The following is a 16,991-nucleotide window of genomic DNA, read 5'->3' on the forward strand; positions in this document are numbered from 1 at the left end:
AAAAAGCATTGCTTGTGATATGCGTGTTATCTTGCCAAATCTTTATGACAGTTTAATGACAACTTCTAGAATCCTTCATTCGCTTTACATAATATTTGAATAATTTGTCTACAACCTAGTAATATTAAGCATCCTCATCTATCAATACTCAAAAAATTATTCACGAAAATATGGAACCTTGTGTTTGACACAGAATATTTGTATCCAAATACCATTAGCCGTTGGTACAGAATTTTGTTAATATGAAGGCTGATTTACAACACTGACAGACTCGGGGTGCGGTGTATTTTTGGCTCACTTTATTAAAATTACTTTATTAAAGTAGTCGCCTTGATACATTCGCTGAGAGATCACCCGCCGAACCTGATGCGGTTAGTACCGACGCAGGGAAGTCTTAAGCACTTTGTTATTTATGACAAAGGGCGCGTAGAAATACATTTTTATCGTCACTACTGTCTTAATATGCGTGATGCATAACCAGATAAGAAGAGAGGATATAAAGCTGCGTCCAATATTTGATGAGCACCATGCGCGACGATATTTTTTGGTCGAAGTTGTGGGTTCATGATATAAACTTGTCTAGATGATGGATGCCTACCCCCGCAGATACTGGCGGTGTTGATTTTATTCAAAAACCAACACGCTAGGACAGCATATGACTACTGCAGACACCACCTCAATTGCACCGAAAGCCCAAACGCATAACCCAGCCGACAACTCAACGCTTGCTTCTAATGCTGCTGACACGACCAACGTCAAAGCAGATAAAAAAGCAGATGCGCTAAAAACCCCTGCTCACCGTGCCGCCAGTGATGCCCGTTTCGAAGAAGATGCGCGCGACTTACACCGTATTTTACCTGCCTCAAGAAAAGTCTATATCGAAGGCTCAAGACCTGACATCCAAGTACCGATGCGTGAAATCAGCTTGGCTGATACGCCTGTTGGTGGCACTGGAGATAAAGACGGTGAGCATAACCCACCGTTTTATGTGTATGACACCTCAGGTGTATATACCGACCCTAATGTCGATATCGACCTCACACGTGGATTGCCAAAACTGCGTGAGAACTGGATCGCAGAACGCGATGATACTGAGCAGTTAAGCGGCCTATCTAGCTCATATGGACAAGCACGTGCTCGCGATATCAGCACTGCCAATCTTAGATTTGCTCACATTGATAAACCGCGTCGCGCTAAAGCAGGACAGAACGTCACGCAAATGTACTACGCACGTCGTGGCATCATCACCCCTGAGATGGAATATATCGCCATACGCGAAACGCAAAAGCAGCATGAACTGACCGATATGCGTCAACACGATGGCGAGAGCTTCGGTGCCAATACGCCTCAAATTATCACCCCTGAATTTGTCCGTGATGAAGTGGCGGCTGGACGCGCAATTATCCCAAACAACATCAACCACCCTGAATCTGAGCCGATGATCATCGGGCGCAATTTCTTGGTGAAAATCAATGCCAATATCGGTAACTCAGCGCTGGGTTCATCTATCGATGAAGAAGTGTCCAAAATGACGTGGGCAACACGTTGGGGTGCGGATACTATTATGGATTTATCAACGGGCAATCACATCCATGAAACCCGTGAATGGCTAATCCGTAACTCTCCTGTGCCGATTGGTACCGTACCGATTTATCAAGCATTAGAAAAAGTAGATGGCGTTGCTGAAGACCTTACATGGGAGATATTCCGTGATACGTTGATCGAGCAAGCAGAGCAAGGCGTAGATTACTTTACTATTCACGCTGGCGTGCTATTACGCTATGTGCCACTTACCGCAAAACGTCTAACAGGTATCGTCTCACGCGGTGGTTCTATCATGGCGCAGTGGTGTCTAGCCCATCACAAAGAAAGCTTTTTATATACGCATTTCGAAAATATCTGCGAAATTATGAAACAGTACGATGTGGCATTTAGTCTAGGTGATGGCCTACGTCCTGGTTGCTTGCAAGATGCCAATGATGAAGCACAGTTCGGTGAGCTACGTACGCTTGGTGAATTGACCAAAGTCGCATGGGAGCATGATGTACAGGTAATGATCGAAGGCCCTGGACACGTGGCGATGAACCGCATTAAAGAAAATATGGACTTGCAGCTTGAGCTATGTGCTGACGCGCCTTTCTATACTTTAGGGCCATTAACCACAGACATCGCCCCAGGTTATGACCACATCACTAGCGCCATCGGAGCTGCCATGATTGGATGGTTTGGTACAGCGATGCTGTGCTATGTCACACCAAAAGAACACTTGGGTCTACCAAACAAAAAAGACGTTAAAGACGGCATTATTACTTATAAAATCGCTGCACACGCTGCTGACCTTGCTAAAGGTCATCCAGGAGCGCAGGCACGTGACAATGCGCTATCTAAAGCACGTTTTGAATTCCGCTGGGATGATCAGTTCAATCTAGCGCTCGATCCTGATACTGCACGCGAATATCATGATGAGACGTTGCCAAAAGACGCACACAAATCGGCACACTTCTGCTCTATGTGCGGCCCTAAGTTTTGTTCAATGAAAATCACTCAAAATGTGCGTGAATATGCAGCAGGGCTGGATAAAGATGCCGCTAACCAAAAAGTAACGCCGCAAACGGGTGACCTAACCGATGCTGGTCACCTAATCAAAGAGGTAGATACAGAGCTCGTCGGACAAGTTGGTGAAGCCACTGCTGAGGAAATTCGCCAAGGCATGGCCGAGATGACTAAGAAATATAACAACGAAGGACGCCAGTTATATAAAGAGGTGTAGGGTCAATAACCTATACTTTTAAAATAGAAAAAGCCCTACTATTTAAGTATTTTCACACTTATCTAGTAGGGCTTTTTTGCTTTTTTACTCATGATCTAATTACGAATTTTTATTTACTACATTTACACTTTTGACGCTTCATAAATCTCTTCAATTGAGGCATTAATGGTTTCAGAAAACTCGCTATCGCTTTGTTGCTTACTCAAGCCTTCAGTAAAAGCACGTGAGAAGCTCGCAATCATACCTGGGTTTTGTTTGAGCTTGGCACAAGCATCGCTACGACTATAGCCACCAGATAACGCCACTACTTTGAGCACTTTAGGATGGTCAATCAGCTCTTGATAAAACCCTGCCTCTTCTGGCAGGGTCAGCTTAAGCATCACTTGTTGATCGTCACCCAAGCGTTCCAGATTGCGCAGGATATCTGCCTTCAACAGTAACTCGCACTCATGCTTTTGAGTGCTATCAATATTGACCTCTGGCTCAACGATTGGCATCAGGCCTTTTGAAATAATTTGCTTAGCCACATCAAACTGCTGCTGTACCACAAGCTCGATACCATCGACGTTTGGCTCATAGATGACTGAGCGCATTTTAGTACCGAATACGGGATAGTTTTTTGCTTTATCTAATAATAGATCTAGATTCGGAATCGGCTTCATGACTTGTACACCGTTCATTTGCTCAGCCAGACCTTTATCTACCTTTAAAAACGGTACGATATTTTTATCTTCCCATAGGTAGTTAGCCGTCGACTTGCCATTGACTTCGCGCTCCATGGTGTCTTCGAATAAAATTGCACCAAGTACACGCTCACTATCAAAGCAGTCACACGTCATGATACGAGCACGCATTTCATGAACCAAATCAAACATAGCCTCATCATTATCATAAGCGTCGCTGTTGACACCATAAGTCTCTAACGCTTTCGGTGTACTGCCGCCACTTTGATCAAGAGCAGCAATAAAGCCTGAACTATTTTTTATACGCTGTAATTGCTTATCGTATTCCATTGAGCCTGCATCCTATTTTTATTGGTTAAGTTAAATATCATAAACTAAGCTTTTTTATTCCATACAAGCCGTGTTATTTGTAGATAACCTTATCATAGGATGATTTGTATGCCTATATAGGATACGTGACAATATAGCTAAAAAATCATGGAACCAATACTTTTAAACAGAGTCCATTACGCCAAAAACAGTACCCCTACACAGCAGACTGCCAATACTAATCCTATTATATTGATACGGTTCAGCTGCTCTTTAAACACACCTACGCCGATCAATGTCGCTACGGCAATAACACCGACATTCATACCAGTAAAGACGATGCTAGGAGAGTCATGTAGCACTTGGTGTGCCCGCACATAGGCATAAATATTGCCCATGTTTAATGCGCCGAGCAGCAAGCCTGTCATAAGTGCTTGTTTTTGCCAACGTACTCGCGTGACAAGTAAATAGATTAAAAGCAATACACCTGCTACGCCGAAGCTAACCAATAGAGTCAACGGAAAGGCCGCCCCTTGTTTGGCCACTTGTTTGAACAAAATATCAATAATGCCGTAGCCTGCCCATACCCCGAATAGCCATAGTGGCGTCTGCTTTGCTTGCCGAGTAATATCGTTATGCTGTGGTCGATAGACAAGCGCACCTAATGCCAAAAATCCTAACGCCAATCCAAGTATACGTGTACCAGTCAGCACCTCACCGAATAGCAAAAAAGCCGCTACGATAGGAATAATGAGTGATAAGCGCTGAGACGCGTCGGTTGCTACCATCCCCACCGCTTCAATAGCTCGTCCGAGAATGATAAATACAGCAGGTAATAGTACTCCAAGCGCGATGATGATGCCCCAAGCGCTATCAAGCGCATGAATGGCACCTACATCAGGTTTTAGTAATACCCAAGTCAGTAAAAAAGCCACAGGATAGCCTGCCACGATGGTCTGACGAATATCTATATTTTTCTGGCGCAATATTTTCAAAAGTACGGAGACGGCGACGCTACATAGCACCGCTATTATTAAATACATCATTCACTGCTACCTTTTGAACTTCAATGTTGAGTTATTACTGTCCGTATATTTATAAAAACCATTAAATAAAATGCCTGCTAATCAGCTGATTTTCGCAATGAAATTATGCTTATAAAAGCAATATTTAAAATATGAATAAGTTTGGATGTGGAATGTAACAAAATATGTTTTCCACAGCAATCTATTTATTATTGTTGTGACCAAGGCTATAAAGACACAGCTATTCTTAAGCAAATTACAATTAGCATGCAGGTATGATTAGTAATTTTGCTAAAATAGCACCTAATCCCAATCACAAAAGTAAAGATTCTAGATAACGAGTCCTCTCGTTCATCTTGACGTACTGCTATTGATGTTTTATTACTGCCTATGAATGCTTTATTTCGCTTTTTCGAAAACCGCCTACCCGCCTTTCCAGATACACCTATGCCATTGCCATCACCTCGCGATGGTATGCTGAAGTTTTTGTGGGCATGTACCAATGGCCTACGCGGCTGGCTACTAATCTTTATGATTTTGTCCGCTGGTATCGGTATCTACGAGGCCATGCTGTTTGCTTGGATAGGTAATATCGTCGATTGGTTGGGCGTTTATACACCGCAGAACTTATGGGTAGAAAAAGGCGACATGTTGCTCATCATGCTCGCTGTCATGATAGTAAGCCCATTATGGATTGCCTTATCATCGTTTATACACTTTCAGACCTTGCAAGGCGTGTTTCCCATGCAGATGCGTTGGCGTTTTCATCAGCGCATGCTTGGGCAATCCATGCAGTTCTATCAGGATGAGTTTTCGGGACGCGTCTCAGCTAAGGTAATGCAGACAGCCCTAGCAGTACGCGATACCGTGATGACCGTTACCGATATGTTTATGTATGTCTCTGTCTACTTTATCACCTCAGGGGTGATTTTGTTTAATTTAGACAGCTTACTACTCATTCCATTTGTCATTTGGCTGGTCTTGGTTGCCATCACCATTTGGTACTTTATCCCTAAGCTTAAACAAACAGCGATTGTGCAAGCGGATGCCCGTGCCTTGATGACAGGACGAATCACTGATGCTTATGCCAATATCATGACCGTAAAGCTATTTAGCCATTCTCGTCGTGAGCTGGGCTATGCCAAAAATGCCATGGGGCAATTTCTAGGTACGGTTCACGCACAAATGCGCTGGGTCAGCTATTTAGAAGTATCGACCCATCTTATCAGTGTGATCTTGGTCAGTAGTACCGCGGGTATTGGATTGTACTTGTGGCAACAAGGCGCAGTTGGTGTTGGTGCCATTGCTGCTGCGACCGCTATGGCATTACGTCTAAATGGTTTGACGCGTTGGATTATGTGGCAGACAGCCAGTTTGTTTGAGAGTATCGGTACAGTTCAAGATGGTATGCGTACGTTATCAGCACCGCAGACGATTATTGATAAACCTGACGCACCAGCGCTAGCCGTCACGGACGGTCGCATTGTGTTCGACCATGTTGACTTCAGTTATGAAAATGACGAAGAAGACAATGGCCAAACTGGCGAGACTGTTGATAGTACTGGCATCGCTAAACGCGCTCCTAACTCATATATCAAACTGTTGGACAACTTCCACTTAGATATTAAGCCGGGTGAAAAGATTGGTTTGGTTGGGCGTTCAGGTGCTGGTAAATCGACTTTGGTTAATTTGCTATTGCGCTTTTTTGATGTCGATAGCGGTAAAATCCTGATTGATGGTCAGGCTATTGATGCCGTTACGCAAGAATCGTTGCGCCAACAGATTGGCATGGTGACTCAAGATACGTCATTGTTACATCGTACCGTGCGTGAAAACATTGCCTATGGTCGTCCTGATGCTACTGACGAAGAGATTATGATCGCTGCCAAACAAGCTCAGGCGTGGGATTTCATCAAAGATCTGTACGATGATAAAGGCAATACAGGACTTGATACCCAAGTCGGTGAACGCGGAGTCAAACTATCTGGCGGTCAACGTCAGCGTATCGCTATCTCACGTGTTATGCTAAAAAATGCGCCGATTTTACTTTTGGATGAAGCGACCAGTGCGCTAGATTCTGAGATTGAATATGCCATTACTGAAAGCTTAAATGACATCATGACCGGCAAGACCGTTATTGCTATCGCCCATCGCCTGTCTACTATTGCGGCACTGGATAGACTGGTCGTTATGCATCAAGGTCGCATCATTGAGCAAGGTAGTCATGATGAACTATTGGCATTGAATGGTGTCTACGCTCGACTGTGGCAACGTCAAAGCGGTGGCTTCTTAGGTGAAGACAACTAAGATGCATTAATAGCAATTATAAGAAGACAATCTACAAAAAAATCACTCAAAATAAGTCACAAGGAAGTGTTTATTTTATGGAAGCATTCACAAACCGCATTAATCTTGGCGGAAAACAGGCACGCTACTATGATCTTAGCCAGTTCAATCAGCCGCTAGATTCAAGCTCTACTCCCCGCGTGCCAGCACATTTTTATAGTGGTAATAGTTTTACCGTTGGCACTTATACACCACTATTGAGCAAGCTAGCTACTGAGTTTGATATCAACTCACTTGCCCTACGTGGCTATTGGTATGATAAGCCGCAAAGCCGTCGTCTTACGCGCGAGCAAGACGCTGATCTGCTGATTGAGTTTTTAGAAAAGACACAAGACAAGCCTGTCGTAGGTATTGGTCACTCGCAAGGGGCGACAGCCACAGCAATGGCAGCTGCCAAACGTCCAGAGCTTTTTTCGCAGTTGTACTTGATTGAGCCTGTCACATTTACCAAAAACCAAGCCACCTTATATAACCTTTTGCCACGCTCTGTCCTACTGAGCCGCGAGCCTTTTAAAAGCACGTTAACTAAGCAATCTACTTGGCCAAGTATCCATAGTTATTACGAGAGCCTACGTGCGCAGCGTGCCTATAAGCGTATTAGCGATGAGCACTTGCAGGTATTTTCTGAGCAAAGCCTGAGCAAAAATGCAGATGGTAGCTATACGCTTATGTTTGCACCAGAACAAGAGCTAGCCAATTATTTTGGCGCTCCTCATATCGATGCTGCACTCAAAAAACTACGCTGTCCCTACACGTTGATTACAGGCAAGCCCACCCTGTTCATCAATGACAAAGTACGAAAGCAATGGAAAAAGTTTGTCCCAGATAGCAGTCTTATTTCGCTGTCAGATTACGGTCATCTATTGCCAATGGAAGCGCCTGAACTATGCGCTCAAATCATTAACGAGCACTATCAAAGCAGCAAATAAGGATTTACAACGACTAAATTATGACTGACCTCTTTGCCCCTGCACCCACGGATAACTTACTACCCTATGATGGTAAGGTGAATGATCTAGGCGTGATTATCGACGATGCTACTGCCCTTTATAACACTCTACTAAATGAGCTACCTTGGCAGTCAGACATCGTGACGTTATTTGGTAAGACCCATATAACGACTCGGAAAATTGTCTGGATGGGAGACAAAAATGCCAATTATCAATACTCAGGACACGTGCGGCAAACTGTTCCATGGTCAGATATAGTGTTTCACGTGAAACAGGAAATTGAGCAAGCTTTAGCAGAGGCTGGTGTCACTGCCAATTTTAATACCTGCCTGCTTAATTACTATCCTTCTGGCGCTGATGGTATGGGCTACCATGCTGATGACGAAAAAGAGCTCGGTCATCAACCAGTTATCGCCTCGTTATCGCTCGGTGCAACGCGTAAATTTGTTTTTAAGCATAAAAAAACTCAAGACAAAGTTGAACTTCATCTTGAGTCTGGTCAGCTCGTTGTGATGCATGGTGACACACAGACCTTTTGGAAACATACGATCACTAAGACAAAGACGGTCGATGCTGGGCGAATCAGTCTAACGTTTCGGCATATGCTTACATCTTGATACTATCGCTGACTTAACGAGCCATTAAGTGTTTATGCGAGACGGTCCAAAAAACGCTCACGGTAACACTGATAAGCAGCTTCACAAACATTGGCAGTGTAGCTAGCATTAACACCACCTGCGACCACTGCGCCTACCGCTGGAATAATTTGCGCCGCTTTTGTCTTAACGATGTTAGTGGCTACTTTAGTCGCTGTCTGACGCAGTACACGAGACATGACTTCTTCATTAATCTGATTAAATGCCTGAGTTTCTGGATCTTTAATCATCGCATGAGTGTCATCTAACGCCGCTTTACGCTCTTCAACAGAGGCAGAAGTTGCTACAGCCAATAAAGACATCGCAAATAGCTGTTCGCCTTCATCATTGATATCAAAGCCATAGTACGTTGCATATTCCCCAATCGCACGTAGATTGGCTGTAATAAGCCCAACGACATCAGCAGGGATACCTGCCCAGCCTACGACCCCTGTAGTCACCCCTTGCGCACTGGTTAGCGCTACATATTTGCTTTTGAAAAACTTAACTTGTTTATCTACAACCTCAAGGGGTAGACGTTCAATATCACCAAGCGTTTCAATAGATGAGCTATCAACATCCGCTATCTCTTGATAGCTATCGATGACGTCTTGAGTGTACAATGTCCAGTTGGCTGCATCACTTAAAGCACTAATCGTTTCCTCAGTTGCTTTTTTTAGGGAATTGCCAAATTGTGGAGCTTCCATCAACGCATCACCGGCGGCTACCACAGGGGTATTAAGCACTGCGAGCGTCTTATCCAAAATCCCTTTATCAGGATTTTTCCACGCTTCTATTTCTTCACGAACTTTTGCTTCATAAGCAATGTGGTCATCTGTTTTTTCATTGCTGGTCTTATTATTGATAGTCTTATTGTTGATAGTCATATTATTCCCTTTATTAGTATGGTTCGCTTTCTATCCTATGATAAATAAGCGAAGACTACAGGGACGTTCTGTTGTTCAACATAAAACTTTTGTATGATTTGTTAAGTAATCAGTTAAGTTTACTGGGTTTCAACAGACATCCCCTTACTAATAAATCCTACCAAACACTACCTAATACTTGGGTAATCTTGACATTCATTCGGCCGCTGCTAAGACAATCTTGCCAAAAGCATCGCCTTTTTGTAGCTCATGGTGCGCTGCAACGACTTCTGAGAGTGGATAGGTTTCTTGAATTTTTAAAGTTAGCTTACCATCGGCTACTTCCTGTAAAACACGCGCCATATCTTGACCACTACGCTGCGCTTTATAGCCTGCTACTGCTAAGTCTTTTTGCTGACCGGCTTCTTTGAGCTTATCAACCCAGATAGTTGGTAACACATTCACGCGGGCGCCTGATTTGAGAACGCTAAGCGCACGGACACCTGCTTCATCACCGACTAAATCAAGCAGCACGTCGGCTTGTAGATCAGGAAACGCTTCATCTTTGGTATAATCTATCCAACCCGCCAGCTTAGATACGTCTATCAACTCATTAAGCTTGGCATACTTTTCTGGCGAGCAAATTACCGTCACCTTGATGTTATCTTGCGCCACTTTATCCATGAGCAATTGGATCAACAAATGACCAACACCGCCTGCTGGTGCATTAATCACTACATGCTCACCTGTTTTTATATCAGCAAAATCTACGAACTGTAGCGCCGTTTGTCCGATACAAGGCAAAGCACCTGCCTGCTCTAAAGTGACATTGTCTGGTACTTTTGCGAGCAACTTGGCATCTACTGCCACATATTGCGCATAGCCGCCACCGGTAAAAGTCAAGGCCGCTACTCTATCGCCGATAGCAAACTCATCGCTATTACTGCTGACTACTTCGCCTGATACATCGAATCCTAAAATAGCTGGCTGATCATTCTCAAACTTGTCTTTGCGAATGTTTTCCGCGCCCCAGCCTTTACCTTGGCGGGTCTTATAATCGACAGGGTTAATCCCAGCATAGGCAATTTTTACCAGTACTTGGTCGTCTTGGAGCTCAGGGACATCAGCACCATCTTGGTATTTCATTACTTCAGGCTCACCGAACTCGCGTATGAGTACGGCGTGCTGTGTCTTAGGTATGTTTTGGTTAGCTTGTTGATTATTATCAGTAGTAGACGCTGTTGCCATCGTAGAATATCCTTATATTTTGTTTATTAGGCTGTACTTGTTATTCATTTTATTGAAACGTTGTGCTGTTAATAGCATTTTCAATCGAGAACATAATTAATCGATAATATGATCAATAAAGACAATTGTTCATATATCGATAGATTGCCAATATAATACATTTAAACGAATTATTATAGCTGGGTATTAGGGCAGCATCAGCTCTGCGCTAATGGGCAGATGATCCGATAGCGACGACCAAGGTTTTCCGTTATGAACCCACGCGTCCTTAACAACCAGATTGCGCACATAAATACGATCTAAGCTGAGTACAGGTAACTTGGCTGGGAATGTTGGCAACAGCTTGCCATGGCAGTGTTTGAACGCTTCTGTCATACCCAAATCATGAGCCAGTTTATCACAGGACATTTTTTTCCAATCATTAAAATCACCCGCCAAAATCAAGGGCTGATCATCAGCAATCTCATGACAGATATAGTTAGTAATGGCCTCATACTGCTTGATACGATCACGCTCAAACAGATTTAAATGCGCGCACAATACAACGACAGGTCGCTCCCAACCGATAGGCTGTACCTCACAATGCAACACGCCGCGCTGCTCTAGCTTATTCACGGTTATATTAACATTGTGTTTTGGATCTAACGGGAATCGGCTCAATACAGCATTACCATGATGGCCGTTCTCGTACTCTGAGTTTTTACCATAGCTGTTTTCTAGATCTAAAAACTCGCCAAACCATTCGTGCTGCGACTGATCTGGGTATTCATTATATTGTATGTTGCGCTTGAGGTTCTGTCCTTGCACTTCTTGCAAGCACAGTATATCTGCACCCGCAGCTTCTAGTGCTTTAGCAATACCTTGCATTTTGACCTGTCGATTTAATGGCGACATGCCTTTGTGAATGTTATAGCTGGTTAAAATAAAAGAGGTGGTGGTCATAGATTCATTCGTCATAAAAAGATCAGCAAGCAGATGAATACGCTACTGAGTATAACAGCAGTCGTATTTATCAGCAGCAGTTAATCAGAGATAACTCGTAGTAGTATTGCTAAGAGAAGCTGATAAATAGATCATAGTCTTTATGACTCAATACGATAAAGCATAACCAATGCGCCGTATGGCTAACAACGATCGTGCTGGTTAAAATTAATACTAGATGATGCCATTGATAATTTAAGATAAATGACTATGTTACTGATTTATGTGTATCTAAAGGTGTCATGCGCGGGATATCTGGCATATCTGTCAATGCAGGATCAATAACAGGCTGTGGATTGTGAACGATACTATTGATATGAGCTTTTAGTTGTAAAAAATGACTGTCTGTCACAATATCAGGAGAGCGAGGCCGTGCGAGCGGCACTTCAATAATCTCTTGTACCTCTCCTGGATTGGCCTTGAGCACAACGATACGATCTGACAGTAATACTGCCTCATCCATATCATGCGTAATAAATACGATGGTAATATCAATATTGCGCCACAAATCCAGCAAATGCTTCTGCATTTTTTGACGCGTATAAGGATCAAGTGCACCAAAAGGCTCATCCATGATCAACACCTTTGGCTCATTGACCAGTGCTCGCGCAATCGCAACACGCTGCTTCATACCGCCAGACAGTTGATGCGGATAATGGTTTTCGTATTTGGTCAGACCGACCACGTCAAGCCACTCACGAGCGCTACGCTCTGCACTCGACTTGCTGCGGCCGCCCATGATAGGACCAAACATGACATTTTCTTTCACCGTCTTCCAAGGGAATAACGTATAGCCTTGAAAAACCATGCCACGACTGGCGCTTGGGCCTTTGACTTTTTCTTTATCAACGATTACTTCTCCACTGGGATAAGCATCTAATCCTGCAACGATACGCCCCAATGTTGATTTACCACAACCCGATGGACCAATCACACATACAAACTCACGCTCATAGATTTTTAGGCTGACATCCTTCAATATCACTTTTTGGCTACCACCTTGATCAAACGATTGTGTCAGCTGATCAACTTGCAGCACCACATCTCGCTGATACAGAGCTTTGAAATAATCATCAGTGGTTCCATTATGGTTGATGCGAGCACTGTTTGTAGGGACGGAAGAGTTCATATCAATAGTCATCATTTAAATACTCGCTTTCCATTTGAAGAGTTTTTTACCGAGCCGGTACAACAAGATATCTGTACCTAAACCGATAAACCCAATGAGTAGAATACCTGCATAGACGTTATCAAAATGCTGGTAGCGGGCTTGTTGCACAATAAACCATGTAATACCGGACGTCGTCCCTATCAGTTCAGCGACAATCAAATACGTCCATGCCCAGCCGAGTAGAACACGCAAGTCTCGATAGACATCAGGCAAGACGGCAGGCAGCAGTACATAAAAGAAGCTTTTTAGTTTGGTCGTGCCTAGCGTGTAGCCTGCCTCAATCAAACCAAGATCCATTGTACGCGTGGTATTTGCAATGATTAGAATCTGTTGAAATAGAGTCCCAATCACGATGATAGCAATTTTTGGTCCGTCGTAGATACCGAGCACCGCCACGGCCAAAGGCCCAAATGCTGGCGCTGGTAGGTAACGAAAGAACTCTACGAAGGGCTGAGTGATTTGTGCGATTTTTTGAGAAAACCCGCACAGTAGCCCTAGCGGTATACCGACGATAGATGAGATAAAAAAAGCAATAAATACCGTCCGGATACTCTGCCAGAGACTCTCATGTAACCAAGGGCCATCAGCTTGCGCAGGCGGGGTGACAAACGCAGTAACCATCGCTGTGGCTACCTCATCAGGTGCTGGCAGGTAGACAGGGTTGACCAGCTTTCCTTGCGGTGGTACTGCATCAGAGGCCATCGCATCCTGTGCCTCACGGTAAAATACCTCTTTATCAATGCGGCTGCCCTCTTGTAGGTAGGTACTCGCGCCAGCATCGGTAATCTCAACCTGCGGATGCCAAATAAAAGGCAGATAGCTGACCGCACACCATATTAAGATTGGAATCAAAAATGAGAGTACATTGAGCCCAAGCGTGGTTTTCTTGGTTAGATATGTATTGATATGACTCATGGGCTACCCTCTAAAACGATGATAAAGACTCAACAACCACTGTCTGTGTAATAAATAAAACGGCAACTATCCTTACTGATTAATCAAATCAGGATAGATCAATTTATCTATATCAAGCGTTTGATCATAAATCTGATTGTCAATATTGAACTGGTTGACGTGATAGCTAGAACCATAGATAGAGCTGAGCTCATCAGACTTTGCAAAGATTCTCTTGTTATCTTCAAGACCCATCAGTTTAGTACCATCTAAGAAAGCGCTGTACTGACCAGCAGGCACGTTGACCTTGTTAGACATAATGCTGATCGCATCATCTCTAGTCGCTGGATCATTGATATAATTGACAACCTTGCCCCATACCTGAATGATTTTGGCATACTCTGCCTTGTGCGCAGATAGACTGGCAGGACTGACGGCTAGCGTGTCATAAATAAGACCGGGCTTATCCGCTGAGGTATAGATAGCCTTAGCACTTGGTACATTTTTTAGGGCTTGATTGGCATTGGGTTGCCAAATGGAGACAGCGTCAATACTGTCATTTGTGAAAACTTGCGGTAGCTCGTTTGTGGTGGCATTGACCAGTGTCACATCAGCCTCTGTCAAGCCATTGTCAGCCAGCGCGCTATTAAGCAGCAAATGATCTACCAACCCTTTTTCGACACCGATTGATTTGCCTTTTAGGTCCGCTATGCTAGTGACTGATGATTTAGCAATGATCTGATCATTACCTGCTGAGTAGTCGTTGACCAAGATAATAATGCCTTCACTACCACTCGCAGCGTTGACCAGGTTGTCGCCATTAGTCACAGAAATGGCGTCCAGCTGATTGGAGGCAAAAGCAGATAGCGAGGCAGAGTAATCAAACCATTTAAACTCAACATTCACACCAGCTTCATCAAACCAGCCTTTATCAATTGCAACCTGCCAAGCCACCCAGCCAGGCCAATCACTGTAACCAATAGAAATCGGATCATCATTTGCGGCAGTGACTTTTTCTGATGCTGCCTCGCCTTCAGGTGCTGATACGGTGGCAGTATTGTCACAACCAAATAGCATAAAGCTTGAGAGAACGGCAAAAGTAAATAAGCGTCGATTCATGAGTCTTACTCCTTGAATAAAGACAGGCCCATCATGGGAGTGTCCGTTGATTATTGTTTGCAATACCACGAGAGAGAATATTACTGGCGCTACTATTTTTGGATCATAAGTCAATTGAGGCAGTCTAAGTGACTGGCTTTGACTGTTCAGCTATATAAGCTTTCCAACCACCGAATGCTGTCACATCTGTGCCGCCTTCAAACCCGTATTCTTCACAAATGAAGCTCTTGACCCAGCGTCCGTCTGCCAATTCAACATTGCCAATTCCTAATGGTGATGGCACTTCGTTGACGATGTCGCCAAATCTCGCTTTAGGGATTCGCCAGACTTCTACTGCAATCGAGCGTCCTTCGTCGTGTCGTTTCAGTCCCGGTTTGGCAGGCGTCGATCCTGCCAATGCAAAGAGTTGATAGGCGTGTGCCGTTTGGGTTTGCTCAGACAACACACCGCCTCTATCAGTCAGCTGATAATTGAGCGGCATACCACTCAAGTGAGCACCAACCACTGCTAGTGCCACACTACTATCACTATCATCTGTACTTAGTGGAATAAGCGATTGCGATTGATCAGATTGAGTTGTTTGAGATGTCTCGGAGTGATAACGATGGTGAGAGGCTCCCATTGGTATATCCAGAATGGCTTGCCACTGATGACCAAAGTTGGCTAAAGCTTCGTCATGCCAGCCCATAGCGATAAAGGTCACACCGCGCGGCAGGCCATCTCTAGCGATTAGATTCGGCAACGCCAACGCTGACAAGTCCGCTAGATTCACAAAATTAGTATAAGCACCCATGTGACTGTTTTTCGTTAACGGGTCAGCATTGACCGCATCGATGGTGTAAATAGTCGGCGCAGTTGGTACCATTAGTGCGTCAAATTCAGATAGCGTTTGTTGAATACGGCGACTTAATGCAGCGCGAGAATACTCAGCACTCATCGCATCAACCGCATTGTAGTTCTCAGCTTGACTGATGATTTGGCGAGTGACAGGCAACAATGTGTCGCGCTCGACGAGCTGATCGATGGCAAAGGTGCGTTCACTAACCCAGCTGTCGTTATAGAGCGCATCAGCTAACTCATTGAAGACGGTAAAGTCTATCGGTGTTACCTCATAACCCATCGTCTGTAGCTGCGTGATGGCTATCTCAAAAGCCTGCTCTGACTCAGTGTCACCGTAGAACTCTAAAGTATCAGGGATAGCGATTTTTCCAAGACTAAAGGCGACTGGCGCAGTGGCAGGATGGATACGACTGTAATCATCCTCTTTATCGTAGCCTTTCATTAGCTGTGCTACGTGCCACGCATCATCAACACCCAGTGCAAAAATAGAAATCACATCATGTAATCGACACGCTGGAATGAGACCCGTACTGGAGAACCAGCCTTTTGTAGGCTTCAAACCTACTATATTGTTATGACCCGCAGGCACACGTCCAGAGCCTGCTGTATCCGTCCCTAATGTAAAGGGCACGATGCCATTTGCCACACTTACCGCAGAGCCTGAGCTTGAGCCACCACTGATATAGTCAGGATTGAAGCTGTTGGCCACTGCTCCATAAGGGGAGCGCGTACCTACCAGTCCTGTCGCAAACTGGTCAAGATTGGTTTTGCCGATGACGATAGCGCCTGCTGATTTGAGTTTGGCAACCACATGCGCATCCTTGTCGGCTAAATACAAAGGAGATGTACATCCTGCCGTGGTATGAAACTCTGCCACATCGATGTTGTCTTTTACCGCAAACGGTATGCCGTATAATGGCAAGTCTTGAGGATTTTGCGTGGCGATACTATCAATCTGAGCGGTTAGCTGCTTAGGAGTCGCAATCTCAACCCAAGCATTATTATCATTGTTGATGCCTGCCACATAATCCAGCAGATCACTTAGCTGGGTAGTTCCTTCGGCATAAGCGCTTTGCCAATCTTTGATCGTCCAATTCTTTTGCATAGTTGCTCTCTCTATTATTCTTCGCCATTTTTATCGTTGTTTTGCTATC

Annotated in this window: 13 protein-coding genes and 1 riboswitch; of the genes, 4 read left to right on the plus strand and 9 right to left on the minus strand. The window is 44.3% G+C overall.

The window, feature by feature from the left end; all coding sequences use genetic code 11:
* Positions 1–262: 262 nt before the first annotated feature.
* A riboswitch (TPP riboswitch) is annotated at positions 263–407 on the plus strand.
* Between the two features lie 248 nt (positions 408–655).
* A complete protein-coding gene (gene thiC, locus Q0788_RS06795; protein ID WP_298808938.1) occupies positions 656–2,770 on the plus strand; it encodes a phosphomethylpyrimidine synthase ThiC in 2,115 nt (704 codons plus the stop codon).
* Positions 2,771–2,892: 122 nt separating this feature from the next.
* On the opposite strand, the gene Q0788_RS06800 is transcribed toward thiC, so the two are convergent.
* Complete coding sequence (locus Q0788_RS06800) at positions 2,893–3,783, minus strand: fructose bisphosphate aldolase (RefSeq protein ID WP_298808939.1); 891 nt, start codon at positions 3,781–3,783, stop codon at positions 2,893–2,895.
* Between the two features lie 176 nt (positions 3,784–3,959).
* Complete coding sequence (locus Q0788_RS06805) at positions 3,960–4,808, minus strand: EamA/RhaT family transporter (protein ID WP_298808941.1); 849 nt, start codon at positions 4,806–4,808, stop codon at positions 3,960–3,962.
* Positions 4,809–5,177: 369 nt separating this feature from the next.
* On the opposite strand from Q0788_RS06805, the gene Q0788_RS06810 reads away from it, so the two are divergent.
* From Q0788_RS06810 to Q0788_RS06820, 3 genes are all read left to right on the plus strand, one after another.
* Complete coding sequence (locus Q0788_RS06810) at positions 5,178–7,094, plus strand: ABC transporter ATP-binding protein (protein WP_298808943.1); 1,917 nt, start codon at positions 5,178–5,180, stop codon at positions 7,092–7,094.
* A 77-nt stretch (positions 7,095–7,171) separates the two neighbouring features.
* Entirely contained in the window at positions 7,172–8,062 is an 891-nt protein-coding gene (locus tag Q0788_RS06815) for an alpha/beta hydrolase (RefSeq protein WP_298808944.1), read from the plus strand.
* 20 nt (positions 8,063–8,082) lie between these two features.
* Positions 8,083–8,700 carry an alpha-ketoglutarate-dependent dioxygenase AlkB gene (locus Q0788_RS06820; protein WP_298808946.1) on the plus strand — a complete coding sequence of 206 codons (618 nt, stop codon included), beginning with the start codon at positions 8,083–8,085 and terminating at the stop codon, positions 8,698–8,700.
* A 32-nt stretch (positions 8,701–8,732) separates the two neighbouring features.
* On the opposite strand, the gene Q0788_RS06825 is transcribed toward Q0788_RS06820, so the two are convergent.
* The 7 genes from Q0788_RS06825 to atzF all read right to left on the minus strand — a co-directional run bounded on the left by Q0788_RS06825 (position 8,733) and on the right by atzF (position 16,942).
* Complete coding sequence (locus Q0788_RS06825) at positions 8,733–9,605, minus strand: EcsC family protein (RefSeq protein WP_298808947.1); 873 nt, start codon at positions 9,603–9,605, stop codon at positions 8,733–8,735.
* A gap of 195 nt (positions 9,606–9,800) precedes the next feature.
* Positions 9,801–10,832, minus strand: a complete 1,032-nt coding sequence (locus Q0788_RS06830) for an NADP-dependent oxidoreductase (RefSeq protein ID WP_298808950.1) — start codon at positions 10,830–10,832, stop codon at positions 9,801–9,803.
* A gap of 186 nt (positions 10,833–11,018) precedes the next feature.
* Positions 11,019–11,774 carry an endonuclease/exonuclease/phosphatase family protein gene (locus Q0788_RS06835; RefSeq protein ID WP_298808952.1) on the minus strand — a complete coding sequence of 252 codons (756 nt, stop codon included), beginning with the start codon at positions 11,772–11,774 and terminating at the stop codon, positions 11,019–11,021.
* 247 nt (positions 11,775–12,021) lie between these two features.
* On the minus strand, positions 12,022–12,942 hold the full coding sequence (locus Q0788_RS06840; protein ID WP_298809045.1) for an ABC transporter ATP-binding protein: 921 nt from the start codon (positions 12,940–12,942) through the stop codon (positions 12,022–12,024).
* 15 nt (positions 12,943–12,957) lie between these two features.
* A complete protein-coding gene (locus tag Q0788_RS06845; RefSeq protein WP_298808954.1) occupies positions 12,958–13,899 on the minus strand; it encodes an ABC transporter permease in 942 nt (313 codons plus the stop codon).
* A 72-nt stretch (positions 13,900–13,971) separates the two neighbouring features.
* On the minus strand, positions 13,972–14,997 hold the full coding sequence (locus tag Q0788_RS06850; RefSeq protein ID WP_298808955.1) for an ABC transporter substrate-binding protein: 1,026 nt from the start codon (positions 14,995–14,997) through the stop codon (positions 13,972–13,974).
* Positions 14,998–15,121: 124 nt separating this feature from the next.
* Positions 15,122–16,942, minus strand: a complete 1,821-nt coding sequence (gene atzF, locus Q0788_RS06855) for an allophanate hydrolase (RefSeq protein WP_298808957.1) — start codon at positions 16,940–16,942, stop codon at positions 15,122–15,124.
* Positions 16,943–16,991: the final 49 nt, after the last annotated feature.

The organism is uncultured Psychrobacter sp. (assembly GCF_947500265.1).
Lineage (GTDB): Bacteria > Pseudomonadota > Gammaproteobacteria > Pseudomonadales > Moraxellaceae > Psychrobacter.